Source organism: Paenibacillus sp. FSL E2-0151, from assembly GCF_037993015.1.
Classification (GTDB): domain Bacteria; phylum Bacillota; class Bacilli; order Paenibacillales; family Paenibacillaceae; genus Paenibacillus; species Paenibacillus amylolyticus.
Genome location: NZ_CP150308.1, coordinates 656,321 through 673,746 on the forward strand (window position 1 = coordinate 656,321; position 17,426 = coordinate 673,746).

The 17,426-nt window shown below is 45.0% G+C and carries 15 protein-coding genes and 1 pseudogene; 10 read left to right on the plus strand and 6 right to left on the minus strand.

Annotated features, from left to right (window positions below):
- From MHI55_RS03175 to MHI55_RS03195, 5 genes are all read left to right on the plus strand, one after another.
- A complete protein-coding gene (locus MHI55_RS03175) occupies nt 1-978 on the plus strand; it encodes a hypothetical protein (RefSeq protein WP_339190027.1) in 978 nt (325 codons plus the stop codon).
- A gap of 25 nt (nt 979-1,003) precedes the next feature.
- The gene (locus MHI55_RS03180) at nt 1,004-2,311 is read left to right on the plus strand and encodes an insulinase family protein (protein ID WP_339190026.1); all 1,308 of its coding nucleotides are present in this window, start codon (nt 1,004-1,006) and stop codon (nt 2,309-2,311) included.
- Nucleotides 2,304-3,527, plus strand: coding sequence for a pitrilysin family protein (locus MHI55_RS03185; RefSeq protein WP_339190025.1), 1,224 nt, complete (start codon nt 2,304-2,306; stop codon nt 3,525-3,527). Before MHI55_RS03180 ends, MHI55_RS03185 begins: the two co-directional genes overlap by 8 nt.
- A 30-nt stretch (nt 3,528-3,557) precedes the next feature.
- Nucleotides 3,558-4,364 (plus strand): 4'-phosphopantetheinyl transferase superfamily protein, encoded by an 807-nt coding sequence (locus MHI55_RS03190; RefSeq protein ID WP_340388785.1) that lies wholly within the window; start codon nt 3,558-3,560, stop codon nt 4,362-4,364.
- Between the two features lie 107 nt (nt 4,365-4,471).
- Nucleotides 4,472-6,283, plus strand: a complete 1,812-nt coding sequence (locus tag MHI55_RS03195) for a S9 family peptidase (protein WP_340388788.1) — start codon at nt 4,472-4,474, stop codon at nt 6,281-6,283.
- Nucleotides 6,284-6,469: 186 nt separating this feature from the next.
- Here the strand turns inward: MHI55_RS03195 and MHI55_RS03200 are convergent, their stop codons facing one another.
- A complete protein-coding gene (locus tag MHI55_RS03200) occupies nt 6,470-7,504 on the minus strand; it encodes an aminoglycoside phosphotransferase family protein (RefSeq protein WP_340388790.1) in 1,035 nt (344 codons plus the stop codon).
- A 21-nt stretch (nt 7,505-7,525) separates the two neighbouring features.
- Nucleotides 7,526-8,500 (minus strand): SMI1/KNR4 family protein, encoded by a 975-nt coding sequence (locus tag MHI55_RS03205; protein ID WP_340388792.1) that lies wholly within the window; start codon nt 8,498-8,500, stop codon nt 7,526-7,528.
- A 212-nt stretch (nt 8,501-8,712) separates the two neighbouring features.
- On the opposite strand from MHI55_RS03205, the gene MHI55_RS03210 reads away from it, so the two are divergent.
- Both MHI55_RS03210 and MHI55_RS03215 read left to right on the plus strand, forming a co-directional pair.
- Entirely contained in the window at nt 8,713-9,429 is a 717-nt protein-coding gene (locus MHI55_RS03210; protein WP_340388794.1) for a hypothetical protein, read from the plus strand.
- Nucleotides 9,404-9,808 carry a DUF6516 family protein gene (locus MHI55_RS03215; protein WP_051447033.1) on the plus strand — a complete coding sequence of 135 codons (405 nt, stop codon included), beginning with the start codon at nt 9,404-9,406 and terminating at the stop codon, nt 9,806-9,808. Before MHI55_RS03210 ends, MHI55_RS03215 begins: the two co-directional genes overlap by 26 nt.
- 109 nt (nt 9,809-9,917) lie before the next feature.
- Here MHI55_RS03215 and MHI55_RS03220 read toward each other — a convergent pair whose 3' ends face one another.
- The gene (locus MHI55_RS03220; protein WP_036607380.1) at nt 9,918-10,949 is read right to left on the minus strand and encodes a ribonucleotide-diphosphate reductase subunit beta; all 1,032 of its coding nucleotides are present in this window, start codon (nt 10,947-10,949) and stop codon (nt 9,918-9,920) included.
- A gap of 209 nt (nt 10,950-11,158) precedes the next feature.
- Entirely contained in the window at nt 11,159-13,477 is a 2,319-nt protein-coding gene (locus MHI55_RS03225; protein WP_036607378.1) for a ribonucleoside-diphosphate reductase subunit alpha, read from the minus strand.
- A 772-nt stretch (nt 13,478-14,249) separates the two neighbouring features.
- On the opposite strand from MHI55_RS03225, the gene MHI55_RS03230 reads away from it, so the two are divergent.
- Nucleotides 14,250-14,576: an MTH1187 family thiamine-binding protein gene (locus MHI55_RS03230; RefSeq protein ID WP_017690882.1), complete on the plus strand. Its 327-nt coding sequence runs from the start codon at nt 14,250-14,252 to the stop codon at nt 14,574-14,576.
- A gap of 136 nt (nt 14,577-14,712) precedes the next feature.
- Here MHI55_RS03230 and MHI55_RS03235 read toward each other — a convergent pair whose 3' ends face one another.
- The gene (locus MHI55_RS03235; protein WP_256720230.1) at nt 14,713-15,234 is read right to left on the minus strand and encodes a stalk domain-containing protein; all 522 of its coding nucleotides are present in this window, start codon (nt 15,232-15,234) and stop codon (nt 14,713-14,715) included.
- Nucleotides 15,235-15,463: 229 nt separating this feature from the next.
- Here MHI55_RS03235 and MHI55_RS03240 point away from each other — a divergent pair.
- Nucleotides 15,464-15,616: pseudogene (locus tag MHI55_RS03240) on the plus strand (thiamine-binding protein); the annotation flags it as partial.
- Nucleotides 15,617-15,742: 126 nt separating this feature from the next.
- Here MHI55_RS03240 and MHI55_RS03245 read toward each other — a convergent pair.
- Entirely contained in the window at nt 15,743-16,867 is a 1,125-nt protein-coding gene (locus MHI55_RS03245; protein ID WP_340388796.1) for a PsbP-related protein, read from the minus strand.
- 445 nt (nt 16,868-17,312) lie between these two features.
- Between MHI55_RS03245 and MHI55_RS03250 the strand changes: the two genes are divergently transcribed.
- On the plus strand, nt 17,313-17,417 hold the full coding sequence (locus MHI55_RS03250) for a hypothetical protein (RefSeq protein WP_017690880.1): 105 nt from the start codon (nt 17,313-17,315) through the stop codon (nt 17,415-17,417).
- Nucleotides 17,418-17,426: the final 9 nt, after the last annotated feature.

Consider the following 17,426-nt stretch of genomic DNA (forward strand, 5'->3'; position numbering starts at 1 on the left):
ATGGAGGATTTTCATACATTATATACGTTACATAAGGAACAGGTCAGGGAGGAGTTGTATAGGGAAAAGACAAACGGAATTCAACTGGGATTCTTCTATGCGCTAATGAATATTGTTAAAGAGCTTGCACCACTTCAACCGGAATCGTCACCAGAGTCGATCTGGATGGATTATCTGGCTTTTTTGCGGACGGTTGACGAACACAAAAAAAGCCCGTACTCCTTTATGGATTGGGATGAAGTCGAGGGGCTTGAACATTTGCAAGCGACTTTGCAGGAAGGTGGGGCTTTGTTGACCTGGCATTATGGATTCGTCAGGCATAATATGATCACCATCGGACAGGAGATTCGCGCAGGCCACATGAAGTCCGGATTACCCTTCTATCTTGTGGCTGAGCAGGGCACCGTAGAGCAGGAACAGAAGCTGTCGTCCTGGAATACCCTACGTCAGTTTGCAGGTGCTGATCTGTTGAATGCCGAGGATGAGATGATTGGCATACGATTATATTCTCATTTGCGGAAGGGAGGTTCATTCAACCTTTTCGTAGATGGTCAGACTGGGTTCAACGCGGATAATCGCGCAGTGGAGCTTCCTTTCCTGAGTTCACGCATCCGGACGAGGAGCGGTATTTTTCGTATTTTAGCCAAGACACGCAAGCCTGTATGCCCCTATTTCATGACATTGACTGAAGATTTTCGTTCCAAAATTGTTTTCTTGCCGCCTTTCATCTTAGAAGGGGATATTCAGGAATCAGCAGGACGTGTATATGAGCCGTTTCGCAATCAACTGCTGAAGCAGCCTGCATTATGGAGATTCTGGGACCGTCACCATCAGCAAGTGATTCACTGGAAAGAGGATGAGACTAATCTTCATTCAGCGGAAGCTGAGAGTCAGGTGGACTGGTTCTCCAAGCCGCTGGAGGGATTCGGTCAGCTTGGACTGAACACCGCGAGTGGCATGATCTACAATTTGGGTTAACCGTCAGATAAGGGGGGAGGCAAGGATGCAGTCTTTCATTACGGAGCAGTACAATCGTCTATCGGTCCATGTGATGCCAACAAGCCAATACGCTAATTGTTATCTCCACCTGGGTATCGTTAACGAACAGGGAAGGATTCCCTCAGCTGTATTTGCAGTCATTGTGCGGCTGCTTTTCAGGCAGGATTCACTCGGCAAAAGAAAGCTACAGCAGCAACTATGGTCCATGTATGCCGATGAGCTAAGATGCGAATTGGAGCAGAAGGGGGAGACTCAACTCGCATCCATCCGGTTGCGTATCCCTGCAGGGTTGCTGCCGGGGACGGAAATGCGGACGCTGGATGCGTTGAAGCTGCTCACAGACATGATGTTCGAACCGAGCCTTAAGGGCGGATTTGATTTTGATGAAGTGCAGATCCAGGAGGAACTTGCTTGGGCAGAACATCATGCTGGCTATGATGTTTCCAATTGGGACAAGGTGGTACAGGGGCGTAGTCTGGAATGGCTTGGGTATGCGGAACGAAGCAGGGATGCCGACGTTGAGCAACTGCAACATTGTGTGCGTGATGGTGAACTTCAGCAATGGTACCGGGAGGTGCTTTGTAGCCCACTACATATTCATGTGATCGGTGATTTCCAGTCGGATGTGATGATAGCTCAGGTCATGGAGACCTTTGTGCCATTGCTTGTCACGGCTGAGGGGGGAGCTATCCCATCTGTGATCGGGCATGGTCAACCTACTGAGCACCGGGAGGAAGGCGAGATGATGCTTGAACTGATGGATGTTCAGCAATGCAAGATTAATGTGACCTTCACCACCGGGGTGACGTATGGATCGTCGGATTATCCTGCCCTGTTTCTTTTTCATTCCCTGTTTGGCGCTACGCCTGCGTCCAGGCTTCAATCCGAGCTTCGTGAACGAAAGCAATGGGTGTATCAGATCTACAGCACGCTGGATGATTATCGGGGAATGCTTCATGTGACAACGGGAACAAACAGTGGATATGTGACAGAGGTCCTTGAAGCGATAGATGCTGAATGGCTGAGGGTATGCAGCGGAGACATTCAGGAAGTGGAGCTGAATAGAGCTATTCAAAATGTGATGCATTATGTGCAAGTGGGATACGATCTGCCTGAGCAGGTAGTCAACCTTCATATCGATCGATTGCTCAACCGGGTCCAGATGACAACTCCGCAATTCCTGGAAGCCATATCCTGCGTTACTGCGGAACAAGTGGCCGAGGTAGCCTCTGGCATGAAAAAGGCTGTCACCTGGATTTTGTATCCTGAGAGTGAATATTCCGCACCAGTGCAGGAGGTGACTCATGAATAGTATTGTGAATATTGCACCTGTCCGCAGGCGCTTGTCCAATGGTCTGTCGGTCCACATTTTCCCCGAACCCCAGTTCCATCATACTTTTGTTTCATGGTCCGTGTCCTATGGCTCAATCCATGATGCAGCCCTGCCTGGCAGAGCACATTTCCTTGAGCATATGATGTTCTACAATCCGGATCAACGGCCCGTCAAGCCGCTATTTCATACTATGGGAGCATCGACATCTGCATTGACGCGTTACGATGTAACGACTTATCAAATGGCCTGCACAGGCGATTTGAAACGAAGTCTGGAGTTGTTCACCGGCATGCTTGCTGCTCCATATTTCACCCCGATGCATCTGGAACAGGAACGGTCCGCCATTCATCAGGAGCTTTCCATGTATGCAGACCAGCCCTCCTGGCGAGCTTTGCAGCAGTTGACCCAGATGATGTATGGCAGCAATCACCCCATCACGATGGATGTTGCAGGCACACCGGATAGTCTGTACCAAATGACAACGGATGAGCTGAAGCATGCCTACAACACTCGCTATGCCACAGGGAACATGGCGATAGCGGTTGCCGGTCCGGTTGAAACGGAGTTCATTACGGATATGCTGGAAAAATTCCCTGCGATGGAACCACTGAATGGTGCCTACCTGTCAGAAGTTACACCCGACTATTTGGGCGAGGACTCCAATAAGCAATATCGGGAGATTGAATGCGGATTGTCCTTGCCGCTTGTAAGGTATGGGTTCCGTGCCAAAGATGGGATGCATTTAAAAGAGCAAGTCGCTTGCATGATTGGCATTGAAGCTTTACTGGGTGAAACTTCCGATTTCCATGCGGAATGTAAGGAGTTGGGTCTGCTTCATAAAGGTGCAGAATGGGACCACTATTATCGTAAGGAATTTGCCTTTTCGAACGCTTGTGGGTATTCAGCTGATCCCGTTTCTTTATATAACCGGGTTGAGGAGATGTGTGAGCATATTCAGAACGGAACGCTGTCCCTATCCAACTTCAACTATGCACGGATGAAGTGGTTAAGCAAGTATTATGCAGACATGGATTCGTTAAAACAGCGATGTATGCATATCTCGGAATATGAGGTGATCGGACTGGATTATATACAGCTTGGCACGTATGCACTTGAATTGACAGAAGAAGAGGTTAGGAGTGGTCTCAGAACTATTGCAACGTCTGCTCGTCTGCGGATGGTTGTTATACGTTAGCATGTAACACCGCATAGGGAGGAGGGCCTTATGGATTTCAGCACCGGAACAATCAGCAGTCTTCTGGCAATGAGGGAACAAGGGAATGATACGTTCACGCCATTTTCAGGAGAACCGGAGGTCCACATTTGGACACAGACTTTACCCATAAGGGAGGATCAACTGCAGACAGCGGCTGCCATGGAATCCGATGCAATGACTTCAGAAGAACATGAACGTATGGTCAGAATCAGCAGAACCTCACGTCTACAGGCTCATTGCTGGATGATTTCAAGGGTTTTCTTGCGACGAGTACTGGCACAGTACATGCAGCTTCAGGCAAGGGATATTCGATTTGAATACGGCACTTCCGGAAAGCCTTATCTCGTGGGAGGTCCGCAATTCAGCCTTTCGCATACGAATGGGCTATGTGTACTGGCGGTTACATCCACTAACAACGAGCTTGGCGTGGATGTGGAATGGGTACGTCCGTTATTGCGAGAGAAAGCCATCATCCAACGATTCCTGACGGAAGAAGAGCGGGATCATGTGCTGGAAGCCATATGTTCCGGGGAGGATTCTTCTTCCCTGCTGTGGAAAGTCCTCACAGGCAAGGAGGCCTGGATCAAGGCTTCCGGTCAATCTTTATGTGGACAGTGGAGAAATCTGAATACGGTACAGGCTATACGTAATCATGAACATGTGCTGGAATGGGGCGGACAGAATTATGTATTGCAGTCTCTGAAAATGGGCAAAAGCTACTCCGCATCATTATGCGTGACAGGGAGGGAGATACCACTCATATGCTGGATGAATATGGATAATAATATACAAAGCTATGAGGGAGTTAGTATTTAAATCTTACATATCTATTGTCTAAACATTGGCATTACCTATAATATGGATAAATGGTACCTTAATTTACCAATGTTAAATTCATTGGTTCAATTCCAAGGAGGTTTGTCATGATTCAGTTTCCTAAACCGGATGTCGAGCAATATTTTCAGACGTACCGTATTTCACATTTTGCCGTATCGGCAGACGAGAAACGTTTGTTCATGGACAGCAATCTGAACGGTCAGCCGAATATTTGGGCGATGGATTTGCCTGGAGGATACCCGTATCCTTTAACGTACTTGAATCAGAGCAGTCAATTTATCAAAGCAGATCCGCAAGGACGTCATCTTCTTACCGCGTTTGATCGGGATGGAGATGAGAACTATCATCTATATGCACTCCCACCCGAGGGTGGTGTTCCACTGCCCGTGGTTCCGGCGGAACCGAATGATCGCTGTTATTTCGCTGAGTTGTCCGAGGATGGACAGCGTCTCTATTATGTCACCAGCGCGGGTAATCCGAATTATCTGAATTCACGCCGCATCGATCTGGAGACAGGGGAAGATGAACTGTTATACAGTGGAGAAGAGGTTACGAGCAGCCTGGTTGCTGTAAGTCCTGACGAGAAGAGTTATGTCATTTTAAAAATGTACTCCAATACGTATCAGACGGCGCATCTATATCGTAACAATGAAGAAATGGTGATTCTGCCAGCTTCAGAACGTCATAGTCAGGTTTCCGATCTGATTTTTGCAGATGACAATCGTCTACTGTTCATTACCAATGATGACTCCGCATACGCCTATGTGGCTGAGTACCGTATCGATACCCGCGAATTCCGGTTATTGTGCAGAATCGAAGGGGAAGATGTGGAGTTCATCCGCTGGCATCAGGCTTCCGAGACCTTATATTTCTGGACACTTACAGGGCCGGAGAATCGTATGTACGTATTGGGCAAAAATGCCGATGAGCCTCGGCGCATAGAGATGCCGCTGGATACGATAGAGCAGGTGAACGTTACAAAGGCTGGCAATGTGTATATCCTCGGACGTGGAGCGATCCAACCGCATAACATTTATCGCAAAATAGCAGGTGCTGAGTCCTGGGAGCCGCTGACTGCCAATCGGGTAACCGGACTGGACCCAAGTGATCTCGTGTACCCTGACGTTATTCAGTATAACTCCTACGACGGACTGGAGATTGAAGCTCTCTTGTTCAAAGCAAAACCAGAGCAGGCCAATGGTTACACCGTATTTTGGCCTCATGGCGGGCCGCAATCTTCCGAAGCAAAGTTTTTTCGGCCGATGTTCCAGATGATGCTCGCTCAGGGCTATCATATCTTTGCACCTAACTTCCGGGGCAGTACCGGGTATGGTGCGGAATTCGTCAAATTGGTTGAGCGGGATTGGGGAGAAGGCCCAAGACTGGACTGTGTTGCCGGCATCAACTGGTTGTTTGATCAGGGAATTACCTCGCCAGAGCGGTTGTTTGTGGTAGGTGGAAGTTATGGGGGATATATGACCCTGTTATTGGCAGGTCGCCATCCGGAACTGTTTCGGGCAGCGGTCGATATTTTTGGGCCAAGTAACTTGTTCACATTCCTGGAATCCGTACCGGAAGACTGGAAACCGATGATGGATAACTGGCTGGGTGATCCAGTCCGTGACCGCGAACGTTTAACGAAGGATTCACCGATTACGTATCTCGATCAGATGGTGAACCCAATGTTGGTCATTCAGGGTGCTAATGATCCAAGGGTCGTGAAGGCCGAATCCGATCAGATCGTGGCCGCGCTCCAGTCGAAGGGACTTGATGTGGAATACATCGTTCTGGATGATGAAGGTCATGGCTTCTCCAGGAAAACAAACGAGATTCTTGTGTACCGCCGGATGCTGGAGTTTTTGCAGAAACATCAGGAGTCACCCGTTGCACAAGCTTAAGTTGAGAGATTCCATCGTTGATCGAAGTATATAGTGGTATGAAGAAAACCGCCGGAGATCGTCCTTGATCTTTGGCGGTTTTATGCGTATACCCGTATGTTGGGCGACATATATGGAATGATACATACGTTAGTTTGGAAGGTCGCTATCCATTGAGCGACCTGTCCAAATCTACTAACTAATCTACTAATCTAACAATGCGACAATCGAATTAATGGACTGCTGCGCCCACTGTGCAAAAGGCAGGTCGGCTGCCCAAGTCACTTGTCCTGTGGCGTTGGCTTCCCCCCACCACAAGATACGTTGATAGAGCAGATGCATGCGGAGACGTGTGCGGAAGTGTTGGCATTTCTCCTCATCTGCTGCACAGACCAGATCCCGGTAGCAGCGAAGGAACTGTGCGGCCAGTTCTGGTTGACCCTCACGAACATACCTGGTGGATATTTTGGTTAGGTCGGCTGTACCGTCTCCGAAATAGGCCGTTGTAAAATCGAACAAACCACTAATCTGCCACCCTGAAGAACGGTCGTCCAGATTTTGTATCAGAATATTCTCGACCTTGAAGTCTCCCATAACAAAACACGGAACAGCCCTGGACCGAAATGCCGGTTCAGCATTCTTGAATTGCTCGTCCACCCACTGAACATCTTCATCCGTAATCACCGAGTACTGTTCAGCATCATGTAACCAGTGACGAATGGTTCCGTACAACCAGTCCAGATAATCGCCTGCAAAGGAAACAATCTGCTGCGCTACAGGATCATATTCCCCGGCATCAGGCACCTTCCAGCGGTGCAGTTCAGCCAAAGTATGGGCAAACATACAGGCGATCTCTTCCTGATCTTGCTGTGACAGTGAAGCCTGGAATGCTGGATCATACAGGTGATTCCCGGGCAGGCGTGGCATTATGGCATAACTCCAGCCTAGCAGATGGGTATCTTCATGTAACAAATATGGATCAGGGACAGGGATGGCCGTATGTTTTGCCAGTTGTTCTACAAAGAACTTTTCTTCCTGTAACTGTCCTGCATATAAAGGATTGCCTTTCAGAATATACTCTCCACGGGAAGAGCGAATGAGCAGTGTCTGACCCATAACCCCTTTATCCGTTCGTTGATAATCTTTAAGGGTTCCCAGGTCAAGCTCATTCAGTGCATCCTGCAATGGAACTGCGGCCACTTCGCCAAGTTGATTGGAACCAAAATATATACGGGTTGTCATATGGCCGGACCCTCCTGGGTTTTAGTCCTCATTCTCTTCGTCAGACAGGTCATACGTATCCTCATCGACCAATCCACGGATGAAAGTTTCAAAATTGGGCGCAAGATATGTAATCTCATAATCATTTTCCTGATCGACATGAACTACACAGGGTTCACCTTCAGGGCCGCAGAAGCGATAATCCAGCATAACAACATCATGACCAGCGGATGGACAATCACAGATCACAATCCCCAGGTCGGGGTATCCCCAATCTTCGATCATGAACCGACTTCCCAGCTCACCAGCGAGTGCGTATATTTTATCGTGTCCAATTCCCATAATGCTTGAAATGGCAATGTGATCCTCAGCCCAGGAAGTAGCTTCTTTGGTGGGAAATACAGTGAGCGCAGGGATACCGCCGTTTTGCGTATTCATCAGTTGAATATAGGAAGCGGGCAGCTTGTAACCCAATTCCTTCTCAATAGTCAAAATCTCTTCTTCATCAAAAGGTTCTGATACATGATTTTCCTGGGCATAATCACTCTGTACCCAGAACGTTGCGGGATCATAAGTCCCTGAAGCTGCTCTTAGATGGTTCTGTATACCGCTCTGCTCGAATGCGGCAAGCTCCTCTTCATGACGCTGGCGATCTTGACGCATCTTGTCCGCTTCGGGACGAATCTCGCGAAGGAATTCAAGGGTAGATTCATCATGGGGCAGAAGTTCATCAGCTCTCTCAAAAGCCAGTAATGCCTGTTCATAACTCGCTATATGACAGTATGCATAACCCAAACGGTATTGCCAGAGCGGGTCGTTTACTCCACGCTCCTGGACAGACAACAAATGTTGAATGGCTTCGCGGTAACGTGCGTCATTGTTATAGGCTCTGGCGAGTTGACCAATCAGATCATAATCCCGCTCTGAGACGGGGATTCGTTCAATATGTTCAATAATGAGACTGAATTGGTCCTGCTCATGCCACAAGTTGATTTGATCCAGCAGTTCTCTTTCCATGAATAGGCCTCACTTCCGTAGGAGGGGTATGAATCTCTTTCATTATATAATAAGTGTGTGTTGGTTGGAGAATGTATAAATCAAGCTCTTTGTAGCATACTGTTTAAGTATACTTTAAGTTTGATCTAAAAAGTTTAATTTGTGTTTAACTTTGTTTAAGTATGATGTTGAAAGTTAAACTTTACTATCCTATACTAGGAGTGTGAGGTGAGATGGATATGGGAATCACAAGAGTTGAGAAAAATATATTTAGTCAGAACACGGATGAGATTGCTTCTGAGTTAGTTCAGAGCTTGAGTAATTCGGATAATAGTATTTTACTGTTCAAAGTGCTGGCACTTGCAGTCAGAAATAATGCTGAATTTGTTCGTAACCTGGATGAATCTATCTTTGAAGATGCTGATATTTTTAGAGAAAAGTATGTTACTCTTCTCAAACATGCGTTAAGTCAAGCAGTGGATGTACCGACAGGAATTACAGACAGTGGTGTTCCTTCTATTCCTTCTATTGAAGTTGTACATTCTTATACTCCTAAAGAATTATCTGTATTTTTTGGAGTGAGTATTACGACGATTTTTAACTGGATTGATCAAGGCCGTTTTATGGGGATTCAAAGAGCCGGGTCCAACAAACATAATCTCATCCCAGACGATACTACATATGTATATGGATCAGGTAAGAGAACGACGATTAAAGAGATTGTGACTATGAGGAAAAAGGAAGAGGCAGAACGCCAATCCACAATAGAAGTCAGTGACCTGGATTACCACACAGGGCAAATTGCCTTATATGAAGATAAATACAAAGGGGAATTCGAACGGACACTCGGAACTAAATTGAACTTAACACCTGAAGAAGAAACCGATGCACAAGTTTGGAAACACCATTTGGGGAGGCAGCGTCTTGGCTTTAAAGATACCGAAAAGTAATTTTCGTTTTATTGAGAATGATTTTTCAGATATTATTATGGAGATTCGAGATGGTGCCCAGGGTCTTCCAAGTAGTGCTAGAACTATTCGTAAAACAATTGTCTTTAATGATTTATCGAAGATGTACTGTGTAGAGGAGATAGATCGAAACGGGGGATTCATCGAGTTATATTGGTATGATTGGTATGATGATCAAAAAGAGTTGATTATGAAATTCCATGCTCATTATCATCCTGATGAAACACCTGCTAATATCACGATGTATGACCCGTTTCATATTCATACGGCAAATGAAAGAAGATTGAATAATGAAAAATTTCAAGAATTATATACGATTCTTGAATTTATTAGATTAAGAAATATCTCTATTAAATTATAATAGTTCAACGCTGATATGATGTTTGTACATACGAATTAAACAACACTCCCTGAACTTAGGCATTATAGCCACAGTTCAGGGAGTGTTTTTTTTTATAATCTATTCTTTATTACAAATCGTCAAATCCATTATCGTCGCCAACTTTACCGTAGTTACGGGATTTAGCTTCGAAGAAGTCTGTTTTGGTTGCATTCAATGCTTCATCGGAGAATGGTTTGATCCAAGGCATGCAGTTTACATCCACACCTTCATATGCTTTTTCCATACCCATCAGACGCAGACGTTTGTTGGCGATATACTTGATGTAATCTTCCAACTCGTTCAGGTCAATACCACGTACGTTGCTGAGTGTGTAATGTGCCCAGTTGGTTTCAAGCTCAACGGCACGATGGATTGTTGTGTATACGTAGTCCATGTTCTCAGGTGTGTTCAGTTCAGGGAAGTCCACCAGCAACTGTTTGTACACTTCAGCGAAGAAGTAACAGTGTTGGTTTTCATCCCGCTGGATATACGAGATCATCTGGCTGGTTGCCATCATTTTCTGGTCACGGGCCAGGTTGTAGAAGAAGGCAAACGTACTATAGAAGAAGATACCTTCGAGTACCAGATCGGCTACCATAGCTTGGAAGAACGTCTGTGGAGACGGCTCGTCACGGAATGTTTGGTAAATGTCTGCGATGAAACGGTTACGGTCAAGCAGGACTGGATCATGTTTCCAGTATTCAAAAATTTCCTTTTGCTCCCGATCAGATACGATCGAAGACAGAACGTAGGAGTACGATTGGTTATGAACGACTTCCTGTTGTCCGATAATGGCCGAGATCGCTTCGAGTGAAGAATCAGTAAAGTAACGTTTTACGTCACCAACAAACATCGTCTGCATGGAATCAAGTACCGCGAGCAGGGAGATGTTGATTTTGAACGTACGTTGTTCTTCCTCGTCCAGTTGAGCAAACTGGGAAGCATCTTTGGACATTGGAATTTCGTCTGCGATCCAGTGGTTGAGCAATAGTACTTTGTACAATTTGTACATATGAGGCATGCGAATGTCGTTCCAGTTCAGGATACCGGAGCATTCACCTTCTATAATACGGGTTGATTGGTTAGGGGCTTCGGTGTTAAAAATTTTCTGTACTTGCATTGTTCCGTTCACTCCTTGAAATTTCATAATGTTCTGCCGACAGAACTTTGGGAAATCATCTATATCAACATCTTGCGATGCTGTGATCGTTTTTTAGGCAAAAAAGAACCAGGGCAACGCCATTTTGCAATCAAAACAGGATGCCCTGGTGGTCACCTCGAATCTAGTAAATCTTCTCTATCATGGATAAAACGTAACTTGCGTAAAAATCAAGATTCTTCAATCGTTAATGCACGGCTACGAACATAATAAGTTGATTTCATGCCGGCTCTCCAGGCGTGCAGATGCAATTCCAGGAATTCTGTTGCTTTGATATCTGGTCGAACGTAGAAGTTGAAACTTTGTCCCTGATCGACGTGGCGCTGACGGGCAGCCGCCATATTAATGGAAGCATGTTGGTCCACCTGGAACGCCGTTTGGTAATAAGGGCTTGTTTTTTCGGACAGATCCGGAGCCGGATTGGCAATTTTGTAAGTTGTTTTCTCTTCATAAGATAACAGCTCATAGAGCGGATCAATACTAGCCGTTGAACCGGCAATAATGGACGTGGAACCGTTAGGTGCAATGGCGAACAACCAAGCATTGCGTACACCGTTTTGTCGTACTTCGGCTTGCAGTTCTTTCCACTGTTCGGTTGTCACGAACTCGCCTACGCGCTCACCTGATGTGTACTCGCGTTGGTCGAAGTAATGACCACTTTCCCAATCGGAACCTTTGAATTTCGGATAATGTCCTTTTTCTTTGGACAGCTCCATACTGGATTTCACGAGTAGGTAGTTAATTTTTTCATACAGATTATCGTTATACGTTACAGCTTCTTCAGACTCCCAATGAATGCCTTCGAGAGCAAGCAGGTGGTGAAGTCCAAACGTTCCCAGACCGACTGCGCGATATTGGCTGTTGGTATATTGGGCTTGCAACACTTCAATGTTGTTAATGTCGATAACGTTGTCCAGCATGCGCACCTGAATTGGAACGAGACGCTCCAATACATTATGAGGTATAGCACGTGCCAGATGGATGGAGTTCAGGTTGCAGACAACAAAGTCGCCAGGCACTTTGGAAATCACGATGCGAGTTTGTCCATCCTTGGTTACGAGTTCTTCCTTTTCAATTACAGTGGCAGACTGGTTCTGCATAATTTCGGTACACAGGTTGGAGGAGTATACCATACCGTGTGCACGGTTAGGATTCGAGCGGTTAACCGTATCCCGGTAGAACATGTATGGCGTACCTGTCTCCAGTTGGGATTTAAGTACACGCTTCATGATGTCAATCGCCTGTACTGTAATCCGGGACAGCAGTGGGTGATTCACTGCTTCTTCGTATTTATCACGGAACGCACCTTCGCCAAAGGACTCATCATAGAAATCTTCCAGTCCGAGTGCACGACCATTCTCGTCCTTCCAGCCCATCACTTTCTTTGTTTCGTGCGGACAGAACAGGCTCCATTCGCCGCGAGTGGATACCCGCTCCATGAACAAGTCAGGCAGACAGATGCCGTGGAATACGTCATGCGCACGCATACGCTCGTCGCCGTTGTTCAGCTTCAGATCGAGGAAGGCCAGAATGTCTTTGTGGAAAACGTCTAGGTACACGGCAATGGCACCTTTACGCGTACCGAGCTGGTCTACGCTGACCGCTGTATTGTTCAGTTGGCGAATCCAAGGGATTACACCGGAACTTGTATTTTGGTGACCACGGATATCCGAACCACGAGCTCTGACTTTGCCGAGGTAAACGCCAATGCCGCCACCCATTTTGCTCAGACGAGCTACATCCGTGTTGGAATCGAAGATACCTTCGAGTGAGTCGTCCACCGTATCAATGAAGCAGCTGGAGAGCTGACCGGCTACTTTTTTACCTGCATTGGACATCGTAGGAGTAGCTGCGGTCATGTACATGTTGCTCATGGCCCAGTATGCTTCCTTGACGAGATCCATGCGTCTCTCGGCAGGCTCTTGGTGCATTAGGAACATGGCGATAACCATGTAACGCTCTTGCGGCAATTCCATTACTTTTCCGTCAAAATCGTGAGCGAGGTAACGTTCTGCCAGTGTGAGCAAGCCGATATAATCGAAGAGCAGATCGTTGCGGTAGTCAATGCACTCAGCAAGTTCGTCGATCTGTTCTTTGGTGTAACATTCCAGTAATTCTTCGCGGTAGATACCTTTCTTCACGAGATCTACAAGAAGAGGGTGAAATGCGCCATAAGGCTCGTCCGGGTAAGACTTGTATCTGCGGTTGGTAGCCGCTTTTTTGTAAAGGGAAGTGAGCAGGGAGCGCGCCGCTGCAAATTTCCAATTAGGCTCCTCTTTAGTTACCAGTTCCAGTGCGCTCATGATAAAAGCGTTGCTGATTTCGTCTCCGGTAACTTCATCACGGCGGAGCTTGCTGTTTACCCCACGTACCAGACGTTCCTTGTCCAACATTTCCAGTCCTTCCAGAGTACGGTCGGCATATACCGAGATGCGCATATCATCAAAGGCAAGCTGGCGGTTGTTCGGCTTGGTCACAACTTGTGGCATGAATATTCCTCGCTTTCGCATGTTAAAGATATAAATTGGAGAAATTCTTTATATAAAGAATTGAGTGTTGTCTTACGGTGAGAAAAAGGTAAAGGTTGCTTTTGGCAGACTGAAACGGCGGTGACAAGTTCATGTCTTAAATCGCTCAACTTGAGGAGCACAAAACAGCACAATGCAGAACATGCTCATATAAAAAGCATTCTCCCGCCTCGCGGCTGAAAATGCCCATGGATGCTCTGGCTTCCTTACTGTCTTAGAAGTTCTGGATATCGACAGAAAAGGGTGCTTATGTAAGCTTTGGTCTATTGCAGATGTGCCGTAGTTTGAGGATACCGGATGCAGTCCAAACAGCCCCGTTAACCTCCATGTCAACTCTGTTTCGAGAAAGCGATTTACACCTACAGGGACGTGCCTTTGGAGGTGATTTCATCCTGTTTTTCGCGAGAATGCAGAAGGTGACTAATAGAAGCGGAGAAATCTAGTGTTACTACATTTTGTAGCTGTCAACATACTGTAACCCAACATATTGTGTTTGTAAAGTGGGCCGATACAGTAAAACGTAATTCCGAGTATACCATTTAAGCCAGGAATCCGCAAAGGAAAAGGACTGGAAGATTTGAAGATTTATCAAAAAAAATTTTTGAACAATTTGAATGACGTCTTCACGTCAGTTTGAATTGTAACGCATTCAACTGGTAGAATAAAAATAGTCAAAAATCGACTAAAATTAGCGGCAGCGGTTGTTCACGGGGCCCAGAGGAGGCGGAGCAAAATGGCAATAGCAGAAGTGACTGTAATTCCAATCGGAACGGGTACAACCAGTCTAAGCAGTTATGTGGCGGACATGCAAAAGGTATTGGAACATCAACGGGGCATTACATATCAGTTAACTTCGATGAGCACCATTATTGAGGGACCGCTTAACGAGATCTTTACAGCAATTGCGGCTCTGCATGAAGCGCCGTTTTTGTCAGGAGCTCAGCGTGTTTCCACATCCGTCAAAATTGACGACCGTCGTGATAAACCGGATGCCTCAAGTATACAGAAGTTACAATCGGTTCAGGATAAACTGACGTCACTTCAGGCAAGACCTAATTAACAATTAATCAATTGTTCTGAAAGAGAAGCAAATTCTTCATATATTAGAAATGGAACTATCGATATTTTTACGATAAAGAAAAACAAAACAATCCTCGTTGAAATTCTCTCACCGAGGATTGTTTTATTTTATTAGACTATTGGATCAAACCAGCTTTTTTTAGATCTCCACGATTCAGAACCAGGGAACCCTGTAATTTTTTGTAGCGGATTGTTTTACCTGAGGGATCCGCCACAACTTTTTCCTCGTTTTCCTTAAGACCATTGGCGTTGACACTAAGGATGGTTTTTAGATTTTTTGAGACGTTGTAAACATCCGCCGAATCTCCTTTTAGAGCAACTTTATATCCATTAGATGCGGATAGATCAATCAGGCTAATCCAATCTGCTTGAGATTGACTCTTCGCAGAAAACTCAATGGAACGGGACGCACTGGTGTAATTAACTTCATAGCCAAGGATCTTGGCAACTTCACGAAGTTGTAAATACGTATTGCCCTTATAAAGCAATTGATCTGACGTAACAGTTTTGGACTGACCGTTAACAATAACTTTAAAGTTTGCCAAAGTTGCTTGAACTTTTTGCGAGGTAGCAGCCACAGCCATTGAAGAAGAACCAACCAACATCCCTATAGATAAAGCAACGATAACCTTTTTCATTTTCACCTTGATCATCAACTCCTATGTAATTGTATTATACCTGAGAATAATACCCTAATTAGGAAGCGTTGACACGGGCGGAAACTATTATTTTTTTGCTTCTTACGACTCAAATTTTGCTGAACCACTGATAATTTGAACAATTAATATGGAATTATAATGAAGATGTAAATTAATACAATCTTTAATCATGAATTTGATCATGAATAGGGGATTAGGCAATAATAGCGAAGACACGCTTAACGAGATCTTTACAGCAATTGCGGCTCTGCATGAAGCGCCGTTTTTGTCAGGAGCTCAGCGCGTTTCCACATCTGTCAAAATTGACGACCGTCGTGATAAACCGGATGTCTCAAGTATACAGAAGTTACAATCGGGATAAACTGACGTCACTTCAGGCAAGACCCAATTAATTCCTAATTTAAATACTCTACATCTCTAAATCGAATGTCAAAAAGACCAGTCTTTTAAAGAGCTGGTCTTTTTGTATACTCATTTAACATTTTAATTAATCTGCAACTACCAATGAGGCTCCAATCAAAGTGGCGTTGGTGTAACCACCGCCAACATTTTCAAAAGAGAAGTTGGTAATTGGCGCACCGATAACCGTGGCATAATCACCATCAAGCAAATCTCCGGTCGTTGCAGGATACAACGCTATAATATCGTTTCCGTTCTCATCCATGACATGAACGATAGAGAAGGTTGCTCCGAGAGAGCTATCTTCTTCAACGGAAATGACTTCCCCGTTAACTTGTACGAAAGTATTGTAATAGTTGGCTACATTTTTATTCAGATGACGGGTCGTCACATTGGTGTCAACGAGATCCTTCGCCTTTTTGCGGAGTTCTGCTGTGCTGGCAGGGAATACATCGCTATGCTTGCCAAAGAAATCATAGGAAGCCTGCTCCATGAAGGCTGTATCTTCCGTAATGTACGGAGTTAACTCATTAAAGAAATCGGCAGCTGATGCTGTGGCAGATGAATTTCCAGTCGTTGCAGTTGGTGCTGTTTGCTCCAGAGAAGCAGTAATGCTTAGGGAATCAAGAATATCTTTGATCTCATCCTGATTATAAGTATCCTTGGCGTAGGTTAACGTCATGGTATAGAGTTCTGTATTGGTCGGAATCAGATACTGCACAAGGATAACATCTGTACCCGAGGAATGCTTATAGGCTCCTTCCAAGACACCAGCGCTATATTCTTTATAAGGCTTGTTTGTGTAGCTGGTTTTTTTATAATCGGAAATGCCGATGCTTGAACCGCTTTGTGTGTAATAATCCACTATATTATTGGCGTATTCTTCAGGATTAATTGAACCGGTTGAGCTGGCCTCAATCGTCAGATTCATATTATCTGCAAATGTGACTGATGAAGATTGGTCTGAAAAAGCAGCTTTAATGGATGGAGCATTCATTTGACTTGTATCTACGCTTTTCCAGGATTCAGGATATGCAAAAGAAAATCCTTCTCCACTATATGTAGTGTATTTCGTAGCTTTTGCTTCTGTTGAGACAGTTTCAGTTGCCTTGGATGCTTCGGTCGTTTGGCTATTGGTTGTTGTGTTTGTTTCTGAATTACCACAAGCAGTAAGCAATGTGGCTAATGCCAAAATCGTAATAAGTTTCTTCATTATGTCTAATTTCTCCTAATGTGCTTCCCATCGGTTGGGATTTTTTCTAAGGTCATCATTTCGTTTGGGATAATCTGGTTTAGGTGGTGGGCATGGAAACTCCTTTCTATTTTATTAGTAAAATAATAACATAAATAAAGATTTCAGTATTCATAATTACTAAAAAGATAATTTATCTGTATTTAACAAGTTAAAAGCTAATAATATACCGTATGGGTATCCATTTTGAGTGATAGTACATACATTTGGTTGATATAACCGTGGGATTTATTTATGAATTAAACATATATGAACATAACATTCCGGCTTAAGAACTAACCCTTTATGTAGGTGCAATTAGCAAATAGTCGGTGGAAAAAAAACAGCCCATTTTCGACCTGAGCCCGGTCCCATGTGTGATTGGTGCATATAGTGAACTGTACCTCAAATCAAAGGAGGGGTTTACATGAGTGGAGTAGTAGGTGGATACGGCGGCGCATGGACATCGACTGGCGCGATCTTGGTTCTCTTTATCTTGTTGGTCATCATCTCTAAAGCATTCTTGATCTAATAAACCGCT

Coding starts and splice junctions, on each gene's coding strand:
- MHI55_RS03175 (WP_339190027.1), top strand. CDS start 1: ATGGAGGATTTTCATACATTATATACGTTACATAAGGAACAGGTCAGG.
- MHI55_RS03180 (WP_339190026.1), top strand. CDS start 1,004: ATGCAGTCTTTCATTACGGAGCAGTACAATCGTCTATCGGTCCATGTG.
- MHI55_RS03185 (WP_339190025.1), top strand. CDS start 2,304: ATGAATAGTATTGTGAATATTGCACCTGTCCGCAGGCGCTTGTCCAAT.
- MHI55_RS03190 (WP_340388785.1), top strand. CDS start 3,558: ATGGATTTCAGCACCGGAACAATCAGCAGTCTTCTGGCAATGAGGGAA.
- MHI55_RS03195 (WP_340388788.1), top strand. CDS start 4,472: ATGATTCAGTTTCCTAAACCGGATGTCGAGCAATATTTTCAGACGTAC.
- MHI55_RS03200 (WP_340388790.1), bottom strand. CDS start 7,504: ATGACAACCCGTATATATTTTGGTTCCAATCAACTTGGCGAAGTGGCC.
- MHI55_RS03205 (WP_340388792.1), bottom strand. CDS start 8,500: ATGGAAAGAGAACTGCTGGATCAAATCAACTTGTGGCATGAGCAGGAC.
- MHI55_RS03210 (WP_340388794.1), top strand. CDS start 8,713: ATGGATATGGGAATCACAAGAGTTGAGAAAAATATATTTAGTCAGAAC.
- MHI55_RS03220 (WP_036607380.1), bottom strand. CDS start 10,949: ATGCAAGTACAGAAAATTTTTAACACCGAAGCCCCTAACCAATCAACC.
- MHI55_RS03225 (WP_036607378.1), bottom strand. CDS start 13,477: ATGCCACAAGTTGTGACCAAGCCGAACAACCGCCAGCTTGCCTTTGAT.
- MHI55_RS03230 (WP_017690882.1), top strand. CDS start 14,250: ATGGCAATAGCAGAAGTGACTGTAATTCCAATCGGAACGGGTACAACC.
- MHI55_RS03235 (WP_256720230.1), bottom strand. CDS start 15,234: ATGAAAAAGGTTATCGTTGCTTTATCTATAGGGATGTTGGTTGGTTCT.
- MHI55_RS03245 (WP_340388796.1), bottom strand. CDS start 16,867: ATGAAGAAACTTATTACGATTTTGGCATTAGCCACATTGCTTACTGCT.
- MHI55_RS03250 (WP_017690880.1), top strand. CDS start 17,313: ATGAGTGGAGTAGTAGGTGGATACGGCGGCGCATGGACATCGACTGGC.